Annotated in this window: 18 protein-coding genes; 3 read left to right on the forward strand and 15 right to left on the reverse strand. The window is 38.2% G+C overall.

Annotated elements, in window-relative coordinates:
* Window positions 1-782: 782 nt before the first annotated feature.
* On the reverse strand, window positions 783-2,561 hold the full coding sequence (locus FQ087_RS17680; RefSeq protein WP_149581905.1) for an aminopeptidase P family protein: 1,779 nt from the start codon (window positions 2,559-2,561) through the stop codon (window positions 783-785).
* A gap of 797 nt (window positions 2,562-3,358) precedes the next feature.
* Between FQ087_RS17680 and FQ087_RS23115 the strand changes: the two genes are divergently transcribed.
* Window positions 3,359-3,565 (forward strand): hypothetical protein, encoded by a 207-nt coding sequence (locus FQ087_RS23115; protein WP_255452422.1) that lies wholly within the window; start codon window positions 3,359-3,361, stop codon window positions 3,563-3,565.
* 68 nt (window positions 3,566-3,633) lie between these two features.
* Here FQ087_RS23115 and FQ087_RS17690 read toward each other — a convergent pair whose 3' ends face one another.
* Window positions 3,634-4,773: a DUF6688 domain-containing protein gene (locus tag FQ087_RS17690; RefSeq protein ID WP_255452423.1), complete on the reverse strand. Its 1,140-nt coding sequence runs from the start codon at window positions 4,771-4,773 to the stop codon at window positions 3,634-3,636.
* A gap of 122 nt (window positions 4,774-4,895) precedes the next feature.
* Window positions 4,896-5,315, reverse strand: a complete 420-nt coding sequence (locus FQ087_RS17695; RefSeq protein WP_149581906.1) for a hypothetical protein — start codon at window positions 5,313-5,315, stop codon at window positions 4,896-4,898.
* Between the two features lie 135 nt (window positions 5,316-5,450).
* Between FQ087_RS17695 and FQ087_RS17700 the strand changes: the two genes are divergently transcribed.
* Entirely contained in the window at window positions 5,451-5,732 is a 282-nt protein-coding gene (locus FQ087_RS17700; protein WP_149581907.1) for an FIMAH domain-containing protein, read from the forward strand.
* Between the two features lie 13 nt (window positions 5,733-5,745).
* Window positions 5,746-5,853: a TasA family protein gene (locus FQ087_RS17705; RefSeq protein ID WP_149581908.1), complete on the forward strand. Its 108-nt coding sequence runs from the start codon at window positions 5,746-5,748 to the stop codon at window positions 5,851-5,853.
* Between the two features lie 66 nt (window positions 5,854-5,919).
* On the opposite strand, the gene FQ087_RS17710 is transcribed toward FQ087_RS17705, so the two are convergent.
* The 12 genes from FQ087_RS17710 to dnaB all read right to left on the reverse strand — a co-directional run bounded on the left by FQ087_RS17710 (window position 5,920) and on the right by dnaB (window position 21,096).
* Window positions 5,920-6,705, reverse strand: a complete 786-nt coding sequence (locus FQ087_RS17710; protein ID WP_149581909.1) for a nucleotidyltransferase domain-containing protein — start codon at window positions 6,703-6,705, stop codon at window positions 5,920-5,922.
* A gap of 270 nt (window positions 6,706-6,975) precedes the next feature.
* Window positions 6,976-8,880: an endonuclease MutS2 gene (locus FQ087_RS17715; RefSeq protein WP_149581910.1), complete on the reverse strand. Its 1,905-nt coding sequence runs from the start codon at window positions 8,878-8,880 to the stop codon at window positions 6,976-6,978.
* 924 nt (window positions 8,881-9,804) lie between these two features.
* Window positions 9,805-10,284: a 23S rRNA (pseudouridine(1915)-N(3))-methyltransferase RlmH gene (gene rlmH, locus FQ087_RS17720; protein ID WP_149581911.1), complete on the reverse strand. Its 480-nt coding sequence runs from the start codon at window positions 10,282-10,284 to the stop codon at window positions 9,805-9,807.
* A 79-nt stretch (window positions 10,285-10,363) separates the two neighbouring features.
* A complete protein-coding gene (locus FQ087_RS17725) occupies window positions 10,364-10,528 on the reverse strand; it encodes a CxxH/CxxC protein (protein WP_149581912.1) in 165 nt (54 codons plus the stop codon).
* Between the two features lie 167 nt (window positions 10,529-10,695).
* Window positions 10,696-11,943: a S1C family serine protease gene (locus FQ087_RS17730; RefSeq protein WP_149581913.1), complete on the reverse strand. Its 1,248-nt coding sequence runs from the start codon at window positions 11,941-11,943 to the stop codon at window positions 10,696-10,698.
* Window positions 11,944-12,067: 124 nt separating this feature from the next.
* Window positions 12,068-12,856: an MBL fold metallo-hydrolase gene (locus FQ087_RS17735; RefSeq protein ID WP_149581914.1), complete on the reverse strand. Its 789-nt coding sequence runs from the start codon at window positions 12,854-12,856 to the stop codon at window positions 12,068-12,070.
* 12 nt (window positions 12,857-12,868) lie between these two features.
* Window positions 12,869-13,681 carry a two-component system regulatory protein YycI gene (locus tag FQ087_RS17740; protein WP_149581915.1) on the reverse strand — a complete coding sequence of 271 codons (813 nt, stop codon included), beginning with the start codon at window positions 13,679-13,681 and terminating at the stop codon, window positions 12,869-12,871.
* Window positions 13,668-14,978, reverse strand: coding sequence for a YycH family regulatory protein (locus FQ087_RS17745; RefSeq protein ID WP_149581916.1), 1,311 nt, complete (start codon window positions 14,976-14,978; stop codon window positions 13,668-13,670). Before FQ087_RS17745 ends, FQ087_RS17740 begins: the two co-directional genes overlap by 14 nt.
* Window positions 14,969-16,798 (reverse strand): cell wall metabolism sensor histidine kinase WalK, encoded by a 1,830-nt coding sequence (gene walK, locus FQ087_RS17750; RefSeq protein ID WP_149581917.1) that lies wholly within the window; start codon window positions 16,796-16,798, stop codon window positions 14,969-14,971. Before walK ends, FQ087_RS17745 begins: the two co-directional genes overlap by 10 nt.
* A gap of 5 nt (window positions 16,799-16,803) precedes the next feature.
* Window positions 16,804-17,514 carry a response regulator YycF gene (gene yycF, locus FQ087_RS17755; RefSeq protein ID WP_149581918.1) on the reverse strand — a complete coding sequence of 237 codons (711 nt, stop codon included), beginning with the start codon at window positions 17,512-17,514 and terminating at the stop codon, window positions 16,804-16,806.
* 344 nt (window positions 17,515-17,858) lie between these two features.
* Window positions 17,859-19,331, reverse strand: a complete 1,473-nt coding sequence (locus FQ087_RS17760) for a M23 family metallopeptidase (protein WP_149581919.1) — start codon at window positions 19,329-19,331, stop codon at window positions 17,859-17,861.
* Between the two features lie 409 nt (window positions 19,332-19,740).
* On the reverse strand, window positions 19,741-21,096 hold the full coding sequence (gene dnaB / locus FQ087_RS17765) for a replicative DNA helicase (protein WP_149581920.1): 1,356 nt from the start codon (window positions 21,094-21,096) through the stop codon (window positions 19,741-19,743).
* Window positions 21,097-21,110: the final 14 nt, after the last annotated feature.

Here is a 21,110-nt window from a genome sequence, read left to right on the forward strand (position 1 = left end):
TTTATTATTAAAATGGCGTTAATTAAAGTGAATCCTTCAATTTGATATATCCATAATTAAATTAATGGATAATACCTATTATACTTGCTACTTCACTCCAAGTTCATTTGATAAATTATTTTATTTAAAATACTAACAACATTCATAATTAAAGTAACTTTAATTTACCGAGTTACTTTTCGTAACAATAATAACCCGATACGGATAATGTGTCAATAATATGAACTTTATTGATTTGCAAAAAAGTATAGATAAGGTATTTTTATAAATAAGTCGCTTTCCCAGTCTTACTTCAAACATAAAAAACATACTAAAATTAACAATTCTATTAAAATGAATAAAAACCCCGTCCTATTTAATGGACGGGGTTGCATATTGTAAAACACGCAAATATAAATCAACTACACTTTTAGATTGAAAAGGAACACACATTGTAACAATACCCCTGAGAAACAACTCCAACAGCTATTTCTTTAAACTCCTAATCCGTAAGAAATTTTTAACCATTACATCCAGCCACCAACCAAGCCTATTTCTTTGTAATCATTTGCTGATTGAGTCACGTATTAGTTTGACAGAAACGATAGAATTTCAATGGAGACTAACTCAAGTAAACCTTGTTGTATAATTTCTGTTAATCAACACGCCTGATAAAAAATAATAAAACCTGGTTCACCGTAATATATCTAAGTGAAAGGTACCAGGTTATGACACCATTCTGAATTGCGTCATAACCTGGTACCCAAGATTTAAAAATATTACTTGTATTCGGCAATACCGATTTATATTTCTCTAGTTTCTTCCCTTAGCCATCTGCGCTCTTCTTCATTTAAATAAGGAGCTAGCTTCGTATATACCTCTTGATGATAATTGTTTAACCATTGCTTTTCACTCTCTGCTAACATATCTTTATTGATACTGGCTAAATCAATTGGGCAATACGTGATTGTTTCAAACTTCATAAATTGACCAAATTCTGTTTTCTCGTCTTCAACTACTAACATCATATTTTCAATTCTAATTCCATATTTACCTTCAAGGTATATTCCCGGTTCATTCGTAATAATCATGCCTTTTTCTAATGTAACATTATTATTATTATTCCTTATGCTTTGTGGTCCTTCATGAACATTCAAGAAAAAACCTACCCCATGTCCTGTCCCACATTTATAGTCTAAACCATACTGCCATATTGGTTGCCTTGCTAAAACATCTAAGTTAGATCCTGTAGTTCCGTATAAATATTTTACTGAGCTTAATGCAATAAATCCTTTTAACACCAAAGTATAATCTCTTTTTTGTTCATCGGTTATTTCTCCTAAAACAATCGTTCGTGTAATATCTGTTGTTCCATCATAATACTGTCCACCTGAATCAATTAAAAAAAGACCTTTATTTTCAAGAGTAAATTGCGTTTCTTTATTGGCCTTATAATGCATCATCGCAGCATGTTCTCTATAACCTGCTATCGTATCAAAGCTAGGTCCAACATATCCTTCCTGCGCTCTTCTGAAATCTTCTAATCTTTCTTCTGCAGTAATCTCTGTAATTTCTTCTTTGTCTACACCGTTTTTTAGCCATTTAATAAATTTCACCATGGCTAAACCATCTTTTATTTCACACCATTTTACATTTTTTATCTCAACTTCATTTTTAATAGCTTTTAAATTAGTCGTGACATCAGGACTTTCAATTTTCTTTGTAATACTGTTAATGGCATTATATAATCTGATATTTGTTTTATTCGTATCTAAAATAACGGTATCTCCGCTCGAAAGATTCCCCAAGAATAGTTGTATTTCGTGATTCGCTTTTAACTCGATTCCTTCAGCCTCCAGTTCTAATTTAACCAAAGAAGGAACCTTGCAAGAATCAATAAATAAATAACATGTATGTTCTGCTACGATTACATTAGCTATTACAACTGGATTGTTAGGCACATCCGCCCCTCTTATATTCAAAAGCCATGCAATGTCATCAAGGGACGTTAAAATATAATAATTGGCTCCCTTATTTTTCATTTCTTCTCTTACTTCATTTAATTTTTCTACACGTGATTTACCTGCATATTTTACGTCATGAGTGAATAATGGTCCTTTAGGAATCTCCGGTCTGTCTTCCCACAGATCACCAATTAAATCTTGATTCATTTTTAATACGATTTTCTTTGCTTTTAGATCTTTTTCCATATTTTTAACCATATTAGTTGAAAAAACATTCCCATCAAAGCCCACAATGTTTCCTTCATTTAGAACATTTGCTAGCCATTCTGAATAAAATGGTACCCCGGGATCCACCATTCTAAATAATCGGATCCCTGAGCCCTCAAGCTGCTTTTCTGCTTGAATATAGTATCTACCATCTGTCCATAACCCAGCATCCTCTAATGTAATAACTACAGTACCTGCAGACCCTGTAAATCCTGATATCCATTGTCTCCCCTTCCAATGTTCTGCTACATATTCACTCTGATGTGCATCAAAACTGGGAATTATATAAGCATCTATTTGATTTTCTTTCATTAACTGTCTTAACTTTTCGACCCTACCCTTGATATTCATTACAAATCCCTCCATTTTCCTTAAGACTAAATTCTTTATTTTCACGATCATACAGCCATGCAGCTAGTACTATAACCTTAGCGAAAGGCACCAGGTTATGACACTATTCTGAATCGTACCGGTACTTGGCATCCAATATTAGTAGACCTAAATATGGTAATTAAAAACTTGACGATTTTCATACGGGTCTCCCCATTCATTACATAGAGTTTTTGAAGTCTATTCTATATTCAAACAACTATATTAAATATTAACATAATACTAAATATTAGTGAATGGTACTTACACCATTCTGAATTGCGTCGGTACCTGGTACCCAAGTTTAACCCTCGCCAGCTGAAGATACGCTAACTTTATTCGGCTTTTGAATCACTAGAGCCTCATTTTTCAGGAGGCTCTTTTTATTATTTTTAAAACTTGTCCACTTTCCCGATTTTTTCTCTATATAAAGGGTAAAGGGGGACTACACAAATAACCACGTACTTAACTGACTACGCCTACTTCACAAACAAAGACGATATGGACGGTGCGGCGAAGCTTCACATGTCAGCACACTGGAACGACATGAACAACACTGACCGGGCTGTTCTCGATATGATCCGCCGTTACTCCGTCAAATAACGGCGCAGCCCACTTGAAACTGAACCGTTATTTTCTAAATCTATAACTACTAAAGATCTTCATATAACGTCTCCTACGGAACAGTTCCCAATAACACTTTACGGGAGGATGAAATCTCTTCTTGCCTCGACGCTCGGAGAGAACTCTTTGGCGTCTAGCGTCAACAATCTTCGCAGATGCTTCAGTTCAGCATCTATGCAGATAAAGGCGAGCTGTTTGAACAATTAGCGTTGCAAGCACCTCTGATTGCGGTTCAGGCAACGAAACAGAAAAAAGTGAGGAATCTACCGGGTTATCATTCTGGGGTATTGCGTGAGTTGGTTGGAAAAGCGTTGTTTAGCAATATTTTTATGGAGTATGATGTGGAGGGGGTTTTTAATTGAAACATGAGCACCGAATCATCGCCACCGCGGATGTCACGCGGTGGATGGCTTAGTGTTTATTACGACAATCATGATTGTTTCGCGTTTCTCAATTCACTATACTGCACATGTATCCGATTTTCGGGATTTGTATCGACCGTGTATAACACCAATAAGAATAGCCACTCCAATGGCTTCATCAGGAGATAGACAAGATCTGCAGACCCCTTTGTTTGAATATGTTTGCTGATCGGATAGCCATACGTATCATAAAAACGACGAATCCTTTTATGGAGGTTGGGCGTATATTCCTCGAGAATATTTTCAAAAGCATTCGCGATCAACAATTGACGATTCACTACAATCCGTTCGCCGTGACGTATGCCAGAACGTACGGGTTTTACCAATCGCTTATGTCCCATGGCAGAAACCGTACATAGATAATGCCCATCACCTTGAATCATTTCCGCAGGGGGAGCAGGGATTTTTGAGTAATTATAACTACTCGTATCCAGAAAAACCTGTATAAAACTATCTGGTCGTTGCCCCCACAACACTAAAACGAATTGAACAACAACAATAACCGGAAATACAAATAGCATGCCTAGCACTGGAATTTGCCGATACTTCAAAGACATTTGCATTAGAAACCTTAAAAACTTATTGGTATACTGGATATTTTGTTCCTGTTGGATGGCAAGAAATTGTTTCAACGAATCATTGAGCTTGGCGATATACAAAAAACTTATAGAGCCATAACCTAATTGCAAAAGAGCAACGTCGCTCCCATAATTCCAAAAACCAGTGTGTGTGATATAAACAAAGGCAACTACTACATTCACAACCAATAACGAACTGCAGACGACGTATACAATAGGAGACAGTTTGCCTACCTCAGCTGGCAGCAACCAATAAGCTAAATAACTTAACATGAAAAAGACAAACAACGTAGGCACATGATTAGCTGATAGTGAAGCATAATTAGCCACCAACTCCCCTGTCATGTCGAAAATACGTAACGGCTCCCCAGCAACTACACTGGAAGAATTAAAGTAATTACCTAACATCATCACAACTAAAATCGCTGTCATGATAAAAGCTTCAATTATGTTATCTTTCGATAGATGATCTTTGTGAACCGGTTCATTTTCCCCATAAAAGCTTCGAATCATTCTTATAAATGAATAGATCGGTATCCAAGATAGAATTAGGAAAAGTAGAAATGCCACTATCAGTCCCTCCTCTGCATTCATTTTTTTACTATCGTTCAAAACTAGACGAATACACAGATGGAAATTCCAAATAAATCACATACCCGTTCATATGGATTTTTTGTTTGAGGGGCTATCACTCACCTCCTCCAACCTCCCCGTACTTGTAGAATTGTGAAGAGAACGGTCAATCCTATGTAGACCGGATACACGAATATGGATGCAAATAAAAGAAGGAATCCCGCTCCAAAATCGTCCTGATCTTGCAAGACACCGTCTGGAATTACTGAGGAAATCACAAGGGACCAAATGATTACATACGGAAACCAGAGTACTATTGAAAGCAGGTGCCAAAAACTCCCGATCATTCGTTTCTTTGCAACCTTGAAAAACGAGACCTGAAATACCACCCATAACAAAATAATAAGGTAATAAACAAAAGCGCCTGGTAACCCGAAAAGATCCGCCCAAACATATCTATGAACAATTCCGAATCCAGATATAAAAAATAAAAATCCAAACGTTGCACTAATCAGATTCAGCTGAAGGAACACTTTCATTAAAAACCATCCTTTTGCTCATTGTACCTAATTAGACGTTCTAGAAGTTAGAATGTTCCGATAAAACAGACTCCACTATCGCAAGAGGCTATGCGCAAGTAAATACCTAAATATTAGACAGATAACACAGCTGACATGAAAGATCTGGTTGAACTTTATACGAAACAGGGTGCCATCAATAATGCCAGTGCTTCTCTTATATCAGCAATCCATTTGACTGCATTGGAACAGTTTGAAAATGCGGGAAATGCTGAGAAAATGGTCAAGTATTTAGAATCATTTAAAACCGTACTTTCTCACTACAGACAACAAGGCGTCGTTACCTCGTCTGTCTATAACAGACTCAATGGGGATGCTAATCTTTTTGCTGAATATGTGGAACTTGAAATAACAAAATACCCATTCGTGGCAAGGTGATGTCTTGCCACGAATGGGTATACTTAAAAAGAAACTAGGTACTGGAATAATTTCAACTGCAATTGGATTATCATTGGTGACTGGAGGAACATTTACTTGTGATATGGTTCACCGTAACTAGTCGAAAGACGGTTCATAAGATTTCTTTGATTACTAACGCTTCGTGATTATTTGCAAAACAAAAGTATTATTTCCAAACTTCCTTCAATGTAGTTCTAAACAATTCATCTAACATTTTCGTCGAATCCTTTGCTTCAACTCTGAGAGATTTAACATATTCCTCAAGTCTTTCCATTTCATTTTCTACAAAATCGTTAATCACATAAATACGGGGTTCAATATCTAACTCATCACCTATTAACTTTCGTTTTAATAGATGTTCAACTGCATATTTTAATTCGCCTTCCGGAATGATGTCTTCCAATAATTCATGGAAACTAATTGGAGGGGTCATATTATATTTCTCAATCCACATACAAGCTAATATCGGTCGAAGTACATAAAAATATTTTTTTATTTTTACTTCTGAACCCTTTAGGTAATCACGATAATTATTTTTTGCCATGTTTAAATAATGATGTAGCATCGAATTGGGATAATATACAACCGATTCTAAAGACCGTACGTTATCAACAAAAGAGTATTTTTGATAATAAATGATATTGCTTCCTAACCATTCTAAAAGTGGTGGATTATTTTTTCTAAAAAGACGTAGCGCTTTTGTGATTTCCCAACCGCTTATATCTAATAAATCATTAATGGGTTCTTCAATTACATCTCTCTTTACTCCAATTCCTTGTGGATCAATCGCGAGGTACCATTCCGGTGGATGAATATAGATAAATCGAACGTCATAATCACTATCTTTTGAAGGAAAGCCCCATGCTCTACTTCCAGATTCGACAGCATATAAGATCTTTACCTTATATTTCTCTTCTATTTCTACTAATTTCTTTTGAATGATTGCGTTCATTTACACAACTCCTTATGGTCTTTGAATAACTAGCTTCATCGTTTATTAATTTCAACCTAGCGTTTTAGTTAGAGAAACGTCAATCAAAATTATGAATTCTACATTAAACTCATTTACTTATGATACGGTTCACCGTGATAGTGCTAAATGTGGTTTAATACTTGATACAAAATTATCAATCGACCCAAACCTTTCAATTTGGTCCACAAACTAATTAATACTAGCTTCAAACTCCATTTATTAATAGCCGATTCCACTTATGAAAGCTAATTATTCAATCAAACCTTTCTTAATCTCTTTGGAAACTTTCTTTAACGCTTTTTTGGAACCCCTTTCTATATCATGTTGAAATTTCCTTTCGCTAAAACTAACGAATAATGTTTTCAAATCATACTCGTCAGGATATAAATCCGTAGCTTTCCCTTCAAGTTTAATTCTTTTTATATTTACTTTTATCACTTCGTTTTGATAAAATACAAACACATTATTAAGACTGTCCTTTTTCTCGTAAACAATTCCAAAATCGTCCTGATCTAATAACTTCACTCTGTCCCCAATTTCGAAATCATACGTTACTTCTTCTTGAATGATAAGCTGGATTGGCTTTTTAACTTTACTTGCTTTCACACGATCTAAGTCATAATTTTTATTGTCTATATAATGCTGTGCTTTTTGTAGTACCTTTTCTCGTAGATTCATTTTTTTAGAAATCCAGAGCGCATTACTGTCCCCTGACTTACCGATTAATAGTTTATACATAGGTGCTAATACTTCACTATCGAACAGCATAGCTGCATTCATAAAGTCACTATGAATTTCAGAATAACGCTTAATTTCTCCATAGTGGGTGGTCGCAACTGTCATACATCCCATTTGATAAAACTCTTCAAGTATAGCAATGGCTAGCGCTGCCCCTTCATTTGGTTCAGTACCACTTCCTATTTCATCAAAAAGAAGTAATGTATTATTTGTAGATGCGCTCATAATTTCTGAGATATTTTTCATATGAGATGAAAAAGTACTTAGTGAATTTTCTATGCTTTGATTGTCACCAATATCAACAAATATATGATCGAAAACAGCTATTTCTGTTCCTTCATTTGCTGCAATATGAAAACCTGACATGACTGCAAGTGTTAATATTCCTATCGTTTTCAATACAACTGTTTTACCCCCAGCATTGGGTCCTGTAATAATTAAACTGCGGTAGTCCTTCCCTATTTCAAAATCTAGAGGAACTATATTTCCAGTTAAAAGAGGATGCTTACAATTCCTCAACTTAATAAAACCGTGATTATTTAGCTTTGGTTCCATTCCATCTAAACTTTTACTGAACTTCGCTTTCGCAAAAATCATGTCATACTGAGCAATTAGTTCAATATTAATGTAAATTTGTCTGATGTGCTCCAATATACTTCCTGAAAGAGTCGCTAATATTTGATACTCCTCAATTGCTTCTTCTGCTTTAAGAATGCCTAATCCTGCATTTAACTTGGAAATTGCAGCTGGTTCAATAAATACCGTGGACCCTTTAGATGAGATTTCAACAATTGTACCGGCAACTTGGTTTTTATACGAAGCTTTAATCGGTACCGTAAATCGATCGTCTTTCTTACTAATAAAGAATTCTTGGATGTACTCCTTATTGGCACTGCTTTTCAGAAATTTATTTAAAAGTTCTTCTATTTTTTCTTCTGCCTTTGCAATATGATTTCGAATTCGCTTAAGTTCTTTACTAGCTTCCGAATCCACTCGACTTCCTTTAATGGAGTAATTAATTTCTTCCTCAATACTTTGAAAATCCATCATTGAATAGGCAAAGGAATGCAAAACAGGCGCAAAAAATTCTTTCCCCATCATAAACTTCTTTATTATTCTACAGCCTCTCAAAAAGTCAGATATCGCGATTAACTCGGTTGGACTTAGAATCATACCCTTTTCAAGCTTTTCCATCAGATGATTGATATTAGAAATCCCTTTAAGTGGAAGATGACTTTCTGCGTCCAATAACTTTCTTGCCTCAGTCGTCTCATTTAGTCTATTATGAACCACCTTCAAATTAGTGCTAGGCTGTAGCTTATCAATTAATTCTCTCCCTAAACCACTTACACAGTGGGATTTCACTATTTCTTTTAGCTCGTTATATTGTAATTTATCAAATGTCATCATATTCATTTTTAGTCCTCCTCCTATAGAAAAAAATGCCCGCAAAAAACTCTCCTACCTTTCCATTTTTACGGTTTAACCGAAAAAATGGGTAGAAAGCTCCCGCGGGCATACGCTTTGTGGTCATAACAAAGCAATTTTATCGTTAACAAATATAGGTTTGGATAAAAAAGAGCAAGACAGGACAAAACCCGCCATGCTCTTCATCTTAACACCCAATCATGTTAAACGAATATATGGAAAAGGAGGCAGTCTTCAGGTAGGTATTCACAATGTTTCATAAACACTGTGAAACAAGGCACATTAAATAAACCAGAATATATCCAGTCAAAAAAAGCCTTATTAAACTAAAATTTGATTAGTTCATACCTACTTCTAACAAACCCACCACACCTTTAATTAAGAATAAATTCAATATAGCATTTAAATGAATTGTAGTCAATTTGCTATTATTTAAAAAAAGACTTAACTATTCTGCGCTGGGTGCATAAACAGTATCTTACGTCCCTTTTCCAAGAGGATCTTTTCACTAATCAACCAGTTACAGCTATTTGTAAGATAAATAATCGCTTTGAAGTTCATACGAAGAAGCAAATATTTTATGCCAGTGCTTCAAAGCTATATGGATGGAGCGATAATCAAAATAACATGGCTTTAGCCTCTAAAAATTTGGTGGTACACACTACTGTAGACGAGTTAAAATTGATAAAATAAGTTACACACTGCAAAATCAGGAAAATGACCCGATTTTTCAAACCATCTCGTGTTCCTTTTTTATTCTTAATAAGGTTTGTATGAAGAGACTTATGGGCTTGTCGTATGTTTAGATGAGACAGCCATAGTTCTCTCTATTTTTAAGGCTTTCACTGGTACGACATCGATAACCTATGCTTTTCCATTCTTTTTGAATCAAAGGCTTTAAGAAAACCTCACTCACTTATGGTACGGTTCACCCTTCATAATCCTAAAAGCCCTGTAAACTTGCTCCAGCAAAATCAACTTCATCATCTGATGTGGAAATGTCATTTTCGAAAAGGATAGTAGTTCATCAGCCCTTTTTATCACGCTATCATGCAGTCCTAGTGATCCCCCGATAACAAACGCCACCTTACTGCGCCCATAAGTCATTAACGACTCTAAATCTGCAGCTAACTCTTCAGATGTCTTCATCTTTCCTTCAATAGCAAGCGCAATCACATATGTATCCGATCCGATTTTAGCCAAAATTCGCTCCGCTTCTTTTTTCTTCACAATTTCCATATCAGCATCACTCAATGATTCAGGTGCTTTTTCATCAGGCACTTCGACTACGTTAATTTTTGCATACGCGCCCAATCGTTTTGAGAATTCTTCAATACCCATTTTTAAATATTTCTCTTTTAATTTGCCAACTGTCACAATTGTAATATTCACAAGTTATCCACCTTTTTTTATTAGTTATTAATAGAACTTATACACATATCCACATCACTTATCTACATCTTGTGTTCGACTATTCGTTCGCCACAACATACATCGCTAGTTCTTCGCAGTATGTACACTTTGTGGATAACTTTTCTTCTTTCGATGCAACTTCCATAATTGGAAATTTTCCTTGTTCTGCTACAAAAACGTCAAGAGCATGATTTATATGGGTTTCACAGCTATAAGTATTCATTTTCATCCCAACTTTCAGCTTTTTTATATCACACAAAGTTATTCACAAATATTTAGATTTATCCACAAAAGGCTAAATGCAATAAAAAACAGGCATAATAGCTATCTGTTAGCTATTATGCCCGCTGTGGATAAGTTTTCGTTGTAATCTATTTGTAATTTTCATGCCTAGAATGAGTTACCGTCTTTTAGCACCATTTCAATATCAATCAACCGGCCATCGCGATATACTTTCATTTGCATTGTGTCGCCTACTTGCTTCGAATTATACAGGTGTTTGCGCAAACTGACCATATCGCCAATTTTTTCACCATCCATTTCAACGATAACATCGTACTGCTTTACGTCAGCAAGTTGGGCAGGCGAATTGCTCATTACCTCGTTAATAACGACTCCTTCTGTTACATTCGCCGGTAATTTCAGCATTTCCCGTTGTTGCTGCGCAGGTATGCTTCGAAGATCGAGTAGTGTGACGCCCATTGTTGGACGGTTTACTTCACCGTGTTTTTCAAGTTGATCGATAATCGGGATTGCAAGATTGATGGGAATTGCAAGTCCGATTCCTTCAACAGTTGCTTCCGATATTTTCATGGAATTAATGCCGATGAGCTGACCTGCAAGGTTAATCAGTGCGCCTCCGGAGTTACCTGGGTTAATGGCAGCATCGGTTTGTAAAACATCTGCAAACCAATCTACAGTTCCATTTTCATCGAAATCGATTGGAATCGAACGGTCTTTTCCAGATACAACACCGACAGTTACGGAACCTGAAAATCCAAGACCAAGCGGATTACCAATCGCCATGACTGTTTCACCGCGTTTCAAAGCATCTGAGTCTCCAAAATCAATAACCGTTTTAACAACTTTAGCATCAATTTCAATGACAGCTAAGTCTGTCCACATATCGCCACCTACGATTTTTCCGGCCGTCTTTGAACCATCGTCGAAAGTAATTTCAAGTTCTTGCGCACCTTCCACAACGTGGTGATTCGTAACGATATACGCTTTATCTCCTTGTTTTTTATAGATTACACCCGAACCCGAACCCGTTTCCCTTGTCGTTTCTTCGGGTGACCAAGGATCGCTAATCGTTTTCAAATTTGTTACGCCCACAACTGAATCTGCCACTTTTTCGACGATGTCAGTAACGTCAGTATTTACATCAAGAGATATACGCTCTGTTTGCACAATGTCGTCCTTCTGCTCCGCACCATTAACTAACGACTGTTCCTTTGTATTATTATCTCCCTGCATGATGAACCATACAAGTAATGCGCCGATTACAACACCAATAAAACCGGACATGAAGCCGCCTCTTCTTTTTGGCGGCCTCTGGCTATGTCGCGGTGTACTTTCCGTTACTGGAGCAGGAGGCTGCAGCTCTCCATTCGCTTGATTCTGTTTGAATTCGTCCATACGCCTCTCCCTTTCTAATGATGTACTACAATTAACATTACCCTATTTCACACGTTTCAAAAGAAAAACCTTACCTCAGCAAGGTTTTTTACTATCCCTTGAAGGTAAGGCTAGAGACGTTTCTTTACACTGTAACAAGTTCAGTCGGCTGATCCGCGTCTGTATCATAGAGATGAACAAATTCACCTGTCCTGATACCGCATGTTTCCAGCGTCTGTGTAACACTCATCCTTGCAAGGTCTTTCATATTATTGTCTTTACTTAAATGGGATAGATAGATTCTCGTATCTTTTTGATCGACAACTTCACTCATTGCTACCGCAGCATCTTCATTGGATACATGTCCAACATCACTGAGAATCCGTCGTTTAACAGACCATGGATAACGTCCTACCTGTAACATGCTAACATCGTGATTACTTTCAAATACAAACGCATCTGCTCCGCGAATGAAGCCTTTCATTCTATCGCTCACGTAACCTGTATCGGTAATAACAGCGAGTTTTCGTCCATTTTCGTGAAAAACATAAAACATTGGATCAACCGAATCATGCGACACAGCAAATGACTGAACATCAAGTGAACCGAATGATTTTACCGTTTCCATATCAAATTGAAAACGCTGATCGAGCGGAATGTTGCCAACTAAACCATCCATCGCCTGCCAAGTTTTTGCATTCGCATAAATTGGCGTACCGTATTTCCGCGCAACAACACCGATCCCTTTTATATGGTCACTATGTTCGTGCGTTACAAAAATACCGTCAATCTTTTTCATAGAACGATCAATACCGGCCATTAAACTATCCATCTTCTTCGCACTAAATCCCGCATCTACGAGAAATGTATGTTCATCGTTCTCTATAAATACCGCATTGCCGCTACTGCCGCTTGCGAGGACACTAAAACGCATTACTAAAACCCCTTATTCATTCTCTTCTTCGAGCGGTTCACGCTGAAACTCTATAATCATACCTTCAATCGCATTGATGAAGTAATCTTCTATTACTCCGTCTTTCAATTCTACACGTATATGCCATGTCGGGGCAAACACCTGGGTTTCCGAAACCTGAACATGTGTCGAATAACCGAGCGTCATATCCTTTACCTTGGAATCTTGTTTCAAGTGCCCGCGTGAATACAAATTACCGATTGCATCTATAGGAGTAAGAAGATCTTTTTTACGATTAAAGGAGCCGAATTCACCCAACATACTTTGCTCATAGTCAGTCACTTCGCCCTTCTCATTCCAGTGCAATGTCAGCATCGCATTATGACTGAAATAAATGGGATTGGTCTTCTCTTTCTGAAAAAACAACGCTTTCTGTTCCTCTTCATCTACATCCCAAAGTTCGTACTCAGCACCGTTTAATACGTACTTTGTAAGAATTTCAGTAAAATCAAAAGTGCCTTTCGCATTCAATACGCTGACAGGCTTATTCAATTTTGATTTAAGAAATGTGTCATCCAAAATTTCGAATTTTTGATTTCCAAGTTTCTCCATCTTCTCGTCCGTGAATTTCATAGACTTAGCGGACAGATAAAATGGATCGTTTTTATAAGGAGGAAGTTCATCATAGGTAACATTGTCTATCTTAAGCAATTCTTCGATGGATGTTTTCCCCATCACCTGAACATTTTGTGCATCTGTAAGCTTGTCCCGATAAAGTGAGTAAAGGAAAACGTTCACTATTGAAAATACGATAATAAATATCGTTTTCGATTTATTCCAATCCAATCAGTTCACCTCCTAAAATTTCAGGTGAAAAGCGACTCCAATTGCCATTTATCAAGTAAAACCAAGCTGGTTCCATAATGAAAAGTCCTGTTTCATGTTTCATAAAATACCCTGGAGTAATTTCGTCGATACTATCAAAATCCAACACGTCTGATTTGCTGAGCCTTTCAGCAATGTCAGTGCCTGGCGGAAGAAGTTCAACTTTCGTTTCTGTCGGAAGTGGCAAATTGAGTCTATAATATGGCCTTGAATAACTGTATATCCGATTTGTCCCCCATTTTTGCAGAATTTCAGTAGAAGAACCGGAATCCGTATAGACAGGAAGTCCGTGCAAAAAAAGCCGGAATCGAACGGTCCGGGTCTTGGCATCCGTGTATGCCAATCTAAATTCGTCCGTCCATCCGCCATGTTCATTGACGAAATTAATTGTATTAACAAGTAACTCCGAGGGAATTGCAGGATCTCGGCTTTCTGCAGCTGGTGAGGCATAATTTAATACCTTATTCTCCGTATAAACGTTCATTAATGCATGATCGTCTGCCAGTTCTTCATGGTGAATTCCCACTTGACTGTTTCGTACTGCATTCGCATCACTGAACAATGCATCACGGAACTTATTAATGGGTACTTCATTCTCCAAAAACGTATCACTAATTGCTTCGACAGGCTCTGCCGAAACGACAAGATAAGAAGAACTGTCGGGTTTAACTTCCCTGTACTCCTGAAGTTCTCGTCCCTTTGTTAATACATTTTGATAATCCTCCGCATTCATTTTTGCACTATATAGCTTCTTATTTGCTTGACTGACAAAATAAACAGTCATCGCAATATTGTCCGGATTCCATTCAACCACGATTTTGTTGAATGAAATTTCGGGTGTCGGTTCTTCAACCGTCAAAATGCTGTCATAAACAGTCAAAGGAACTTCGCTTTGAAAAAACACTGTAAATCGGTTAGGCTTTCGCAGCAATGTGCTTAAATCCTCTGTACCAAAATTGTCGTCCTTCGGTGCAATTTCTGCAATTTTCCAGTCCTTTATCTCATCTATAATGCGATTAATTTTATCTGAATCAGTTGTGCCTTTCAAACTATCTTCAAAATTAAATACCACTTTATACGGTTGTATTATTTCTTCTAATTTCTTTTTATCCCCAATAGAAATATCTACGGGCGGTAACTCCTCAATGGTGTCGTAACGCGGTGAATATGTCCATATTGAAAATGTTAATATGATACTTAAGGCGACAAGTAATAAAAGTACTACTGATTTGACAGTTTCAACATATTTCAACCCCACTCACCGTCCTCCTGAAGTTCAAACGGCAATGTGAAGAAAATTGTTGTCCCTTTTCCTTCTTCACTTTCCGCCCATATTTCGCCTTCGTGCGCCACAATCATTTCGCGAGCAATCGCAAGACCTAGTCCAGTACCACCCATCGCACGCGATCTTGCACGATCTGCACGATAAAACCTGTCAAATATTCGCTTAACGTTCGATTTTGGTATGCCCATTCCATCGTCTGAAATCATTACTTTAATGATTTCATCAGAGATTGTGATGCCAAAACGAATATCTCCACCATCCGGTGAATATTTCAGTGCATTTGAAATGATGTTATCCAGCACCTGAGTCATTTTATCTGTATCGATTTCCACAAACAATTCAGTAGTAGAAAGAAGGCGTATAAATTGAACCTCTTGAGACTTTGAAAATTCAAAACGATCAATGATTGAGTTGAAAAAGTAATTGAATTCAACCCATTCCTTATTCAAATCGTAATCTCTGCTGTCCATCCGCGATAACTTCAACAAATCATTTACAAGACGAATCATCCGCTCAGTTTCAGTCTGTGTTACATGAAGGAAGGATGGCGCAATCTCCTCGTTCTTCCAAGCTCCATCAGCGAGCGCCTCCAAATAACTGCGCATCGTTGTCAATGGTGTACGCAATTCATGCGATACGTTTGAAACAAATTCACGTCTTTCCATATCGATTTTCTCCTGTTCAGTATTGTCATGTAAGACAACAATGAGGCCATTCACAAATCCAGTCTCTCTTTGTGTAACGGAAAAGTTTGCTCGTAAAATATAAGGCTGATCTTCCGTACTGAAATCCAGTGCAATGGACTCTTTTGCTTGGATCAAATCCTCAAATGCATATTCCTGCTCGAGTCCAAGAATGCTGGATATTGGTCGGTTCAAGACCAGATCCCGTGTCAATCTCAGCATGAGAAGAGCGGAGTCATTAATAAGACTGACGCGTCCTTTGCGATCCGTTGCAATGACTCCATCAGTCATATTCTCCAGCACGGAGGCAAGTTTACGCCTTTCACTTTCGGTTGTTGACTGGGATTCTTGCAATTGGTTTGTTAAATGATTGAAAGCAATTGCAAGCTGCCCCATTTCATCATTTCCATAAACCCGAACTTTTCGAGAGAAATTCCCTTTCGCCATCGCTTGTGCCTGGCGCCTCATATCAGAAATCGGTCTTGTCATCGTCTGCCCAATAAAAATGCCGAGTATGATTGTAATGGTCAACGACACCGCTACCCCGCCGGCAAGAATTCGATTCACTTCATCTATTTGTGAAAATACCCTTTCAATGTTTGCTTCAAGATAAAGTGTACCAATCACTTCATCCCCGACAACGACAATAGGCGTTGCACGAACCAAAATCCGTTTATTTGTTTTCTCATCAAGACGGATAATTTCGAGCGGGGATTTAGATGCGTTTGTCCTTCTCACAAAGGGATCCGACGTACGCTGTCCGACCATGGATATATTGTTTAAGGCCGATGTTGCGAGAATTATATTTCCAGCATTAATAACCCGAATTTCATTAATATCTTCCGATTCAAAACCCGAAAGGACGGCCTGAAGACTCTTCTCGAGTGTCATCGGGTCGTCCGCGGCTCGTTTTTTTATCATTTCTTCACGCACACTGAATTCGACCAAACTCATTCTATCGGAAATCGATGTCATGAAATTTGTTTTCAGGTTCTGTTCGAGCTCACGTGCAAAATAAAGCCCGATTATTTCCATTGCAATTAGAATTAGCATCACATAGATCAGGACAAATTTAACGTGGATAGATCGAAAAAAACCAACTTTATGCATAGCTGTTACTCCTGTTCCGGATCACGTAAATAATAGCCTACACCGCGTCTTGTTACAATCCACATAGGGTTACTAGGTGCATCTTCAATCTTTTCGCGTAGGCGACGAATCGTCACATCTACAGTTCTTACATCTCCAAAATAGTCATAGCCCCATACTGTTTGTAAAAGGTGCTCACGCGTCATCACTTGCCCGATATGCTTCGAAAGATAGTGAAGAAGTTCAAACTCTCGATGCGTCAGTTCAATTTTTTCGTCTCTTTTTAGAACAAGGTAAGCATCTGGCTGAATAATCAGGTTGCCTACTGTAATGTCATTTGTAGCCCCTTCTTGTTCTTCCTCTACTGATTTCATATGCCTGCGTAAATTTGCTTTCACACGAGCAATGAGCTCACGCGTTCCAAATGGTTTTGTAACGTAATCATCTGCCCCAAGTTCCAAACCGAGTACCTTGTCGATTTCAGAGTCTTTTGCTGTCAGCATAATAATGGGAAAATCATATTTCTTTCGGATTTCTCGGCATACTTCCATACCATCTCGCTTCGGAAGCATAATATCAAGAAGTACCAAATCAGGCTTAACTTCCTCTACCTTTTCGAGTGCTTCATCTCCATCGTATGCACAGAACACAATGAAACCTTCTTTTTTTAGATTAAATTCAAGTATATCTGCAATTGGCTTTTCATCATCAACAATCAAAATCACTTTACTATGCATATAATATTCCCCTATCTCGCCCTGTTGGCGCCTTTATCGTTGTCCTTTTACTCTATCATTCTTCACGTCGATTCGCACGTTTCTGCTGTCATGACTAGAAGACTACTTCCTCTATCGCTCTCAGTATTTCCCGGGCAATATCACTCGAATATTGTCGAATAGATTATAACAAAAGCACAAGGTGCCTGCTCACACGTGGCAAACGGGAGGGATACAGTTCAATCCCTCCCGTTTGCCTTGAAGCGACCATGAGCATCTGGTGCCTCGAGTCTAGACGTTAAAAAGAACGATACACCTCGTGTATCGTCCATGGTTATCTATTTAGCACTGCATGAAGATTAACTTTATTTTAACACACTCATAGGATTGATATTAGAGCCATTCTTTAATACTTCAAAATGAAGATGGACGCCCGTTGAACGGCCTGTCGATCCCATGACCCCAATTTTGGTCCCCTGAGGCACAGTCTGTCCCATACTAATATCAATCGAAGAGAGATGAGCATACAAGGTTTCATAGCCATTGTTATGTGTGATGACAACCCGATTGCCGTATGTGCTATGCCATCCTGTAGCTGTAACTACACCATTATCTGCTGCCAAAATGTCATGAGAAGATGGACGAGCGATATCGATACCTTGGTGAGTTCTGCCCCAGCGAGTACCCATTTGGCTAGAAACATACCCTCCGGATGCAGGCCACATGAATGTACCTGATCCTCTAGAAGGCACTACTTTTGTCCCGACAACCGTCACCTCATTTACAGCTTCGGCAATAACCTTCTCTTCAGTTACGGATTTACCAATAGCCTGGCCATTTTGTTCACGAATAAGTTCAGTAACTATTTTTTCACCGTTAGAACCTTGATGCATTACATTCTCTTCACCTTTAAATAAGGAACTATCTTTTTTAGTTATAGTTGTATATTTAATCTTCTTCTTTTTCTTCGCTTCATAATGAACTTCAACTTCAACGTATGGTTTCATAGCAGTTACAGTAAGCTCTTCACCCGTATTAATAACCGTATCTGCCGTTAAAGTTGGGTTGAGTTCCAACAGGTTGGCCATTGTCATATTGTAAGCAGTGGCGATTGAACCAAGGTCATCCCCGGAGCTTACAACATATCTTTTTTCTTCAAGATTCCCTTTATTAAGAAAAACCAAAGCATCTTCTGCATTTCTTACCTTTTCGGGAGAGGTCTTTCCAGGTACCGCCAGTATCTCATCGCTAATTAGGATGTTTTCGATACGGGTTTCACCTTCCTTTAAAGGGGGTATAGGTTCTATAGAGGCTGTGCGGGCTTCGAATTTGGTAAGCTCTTTCTCGGTAATAAATTGTAATTTCATTTTGCGAATTACTTCATTATACGTTTCCATATCATTGACGAAGAATTCCAGTTCTCCATCAATTGAAACGCCGATTGCTTCTGCTTCTACGGATAGCATTCCATGAAGTTTTTCGAGGACAATTTTATCGTCCGTTTCTGCGGTAAACACCCGTTCAGGAATCACTGACAATTCTGTTCCTATCGTGAGCGGGAGATTCTCAAATTCGGAGGCCGCCTTTTGAAGCTCTTCTTCTTTCAATTCTTCCAGCTTTTCTTGATCAGATATAACACCCACATATTCCCCTTTTGAATAGATATGGAATATGGTCAAGAGGCCCTTATTTTCCTCTTCATTTGCAAAAGCTGTATTTATCCCTAGTCCTACCAACATCATTGTCAAAATGATGAGCTTTTGAGCCTTATTAAAAGGGCGGCTAAAATATGGTAATCCTCTTTCTGTTTCGCCCTGTTTATTTCTTTTGAATAACATGTATGAAACTCCTTCCAAATCTCAATCAGAAGACTGATAAAAACCAAATATAGTTAAGTAAATTTTTCACGCTCCTCTAATTTAACATATTCGGAATAATACTTGTAGTATTCTAGGTAATTGTAACGAGAATGTAGAATAGCATCCATTTATTAACTATTTATTGTCATATATTGGTTATTATATTAACTTTCTTTTCTTACATAATAATCGTCTATTATTTCGTTATCTACACTTATAGCTTTCTATTTCTCTGTTTACTTTTTATTATCTTGACTTTGAATCGTCGCTTTTAAATGTTAATAGACAAAAAAAGACCTCTTGTCTCCCGGTAACTACCGGTATCACAAGGGGTCTTTCTCTATTCGACGTCATTACCTCCGAAGACTCATGACAATTTTCGTGTTTATCAATAATCCGGAGATTCGTGTTGACTCCAGTCAATATTGACAAACTTATTGTATTCTTTTGCAAAGGCAAGTGTTACCGTACCTGTTGGACCATTCCGCTGTTTAGCAATGATAATTTCAATCATATTCTGATTTTCTGTTTCTTTATCATAATAATCTTCACGATAGAGGAACGAAACAATATCCGCGTCTTGCTCAATACTCCCGGATTCCCGAAGATCCGACATCATCGGTCGCTTATCCTGACGCTGCTCTACGCCCCGGGATAACTGAGACAGTGCAATTACCGGTACTTTCAATTCCCTTGCAAGTGATTTCAATGAACGCGATATTTCTGAAACTTCCTGCTGACGGTTTTCACCCGGCTTGCTACCGCTTCCCGCGATCAGCTGCATATAGTCAATCATTATCATGCCCAGTCCGTGTTCCTGCTGCAAACGACGGCATTTTGAACGGATATCATTGACCCGTATACCTGGCGAATCATCGATGAAAATACCAGCATTTGAAAGACTTCCCATTGCCATCGTAAGTTTGCGCCAATCTTCCGCTTCAAGTGCGCCCGTTCGGAGCACTTGTGCGTCAATATTACCTTCCGCACAAAGCATCCGCATAACGAGCTGTTCCGCACCCATCTCCAAACTGAAAATCGCAACGTTTTCATCGGTTTTAGTCGCAACATTTTGCGCTACATTCAATGCAAATGCCGTTTTACCAACGGATGGACGCGCAGCAACAATAATTAAATCGTTGCGTTGGAAACCTGCTGTAATTTTATCTAAGTCCCGGAAACCTGTTGGGATACCTGTGACGTCACCTTTTTTCGTATGAAGGAGTTCGATACTATCATACGTTTCAACGAGGACATCTTTAATATGCCGAAAGTCCCCGGCATTTTTCCGGCTGGACACTTCCATCATTTTCTTTTCGGCTTCAGCTAAGAGGGCCTCTACTTCATCCTCTCGATCATAGCCGTCTTCAACAATTGAAGTAGCAACCCGGATAAGACGCCGTAGTAGCGCTTTCTCTTCCACGATACGTGCATAATGCACAATGTTGGCTGCCGTTGGAACAGAGTTAGCAATTTCCGACAAATACGAAATCCCACCGACATCTTCCAGTTCTTTTTTAGCGGATAGTTCTTCTGTAACCGTGACAACGTCAATAGCCTGACCCTTGTCACTAAGACTAATCATCGTATGGAAGATTTTTTGATGCGCCATCCGGTAAAAATCTTCTGGCATAAGAAGCTCGGCCGCGGTAATTAGCGCCTGCGGTTCAAGGAAAATTGCTCCGATGACCGACTGTTCCGCTTCATTATTATGTGGTGGGATGCGATCGATCATCTGGTTCATCTATCCACTCTCTC

This window comes from Sporosarcina sp. ANT_H38 (assembly GCF_008369195.1).
Taxonomy (GTDB): Bacteria; Bacillota; Bacilli; order Bacillales_A; family Planococcaceae; genus Sporosarcina.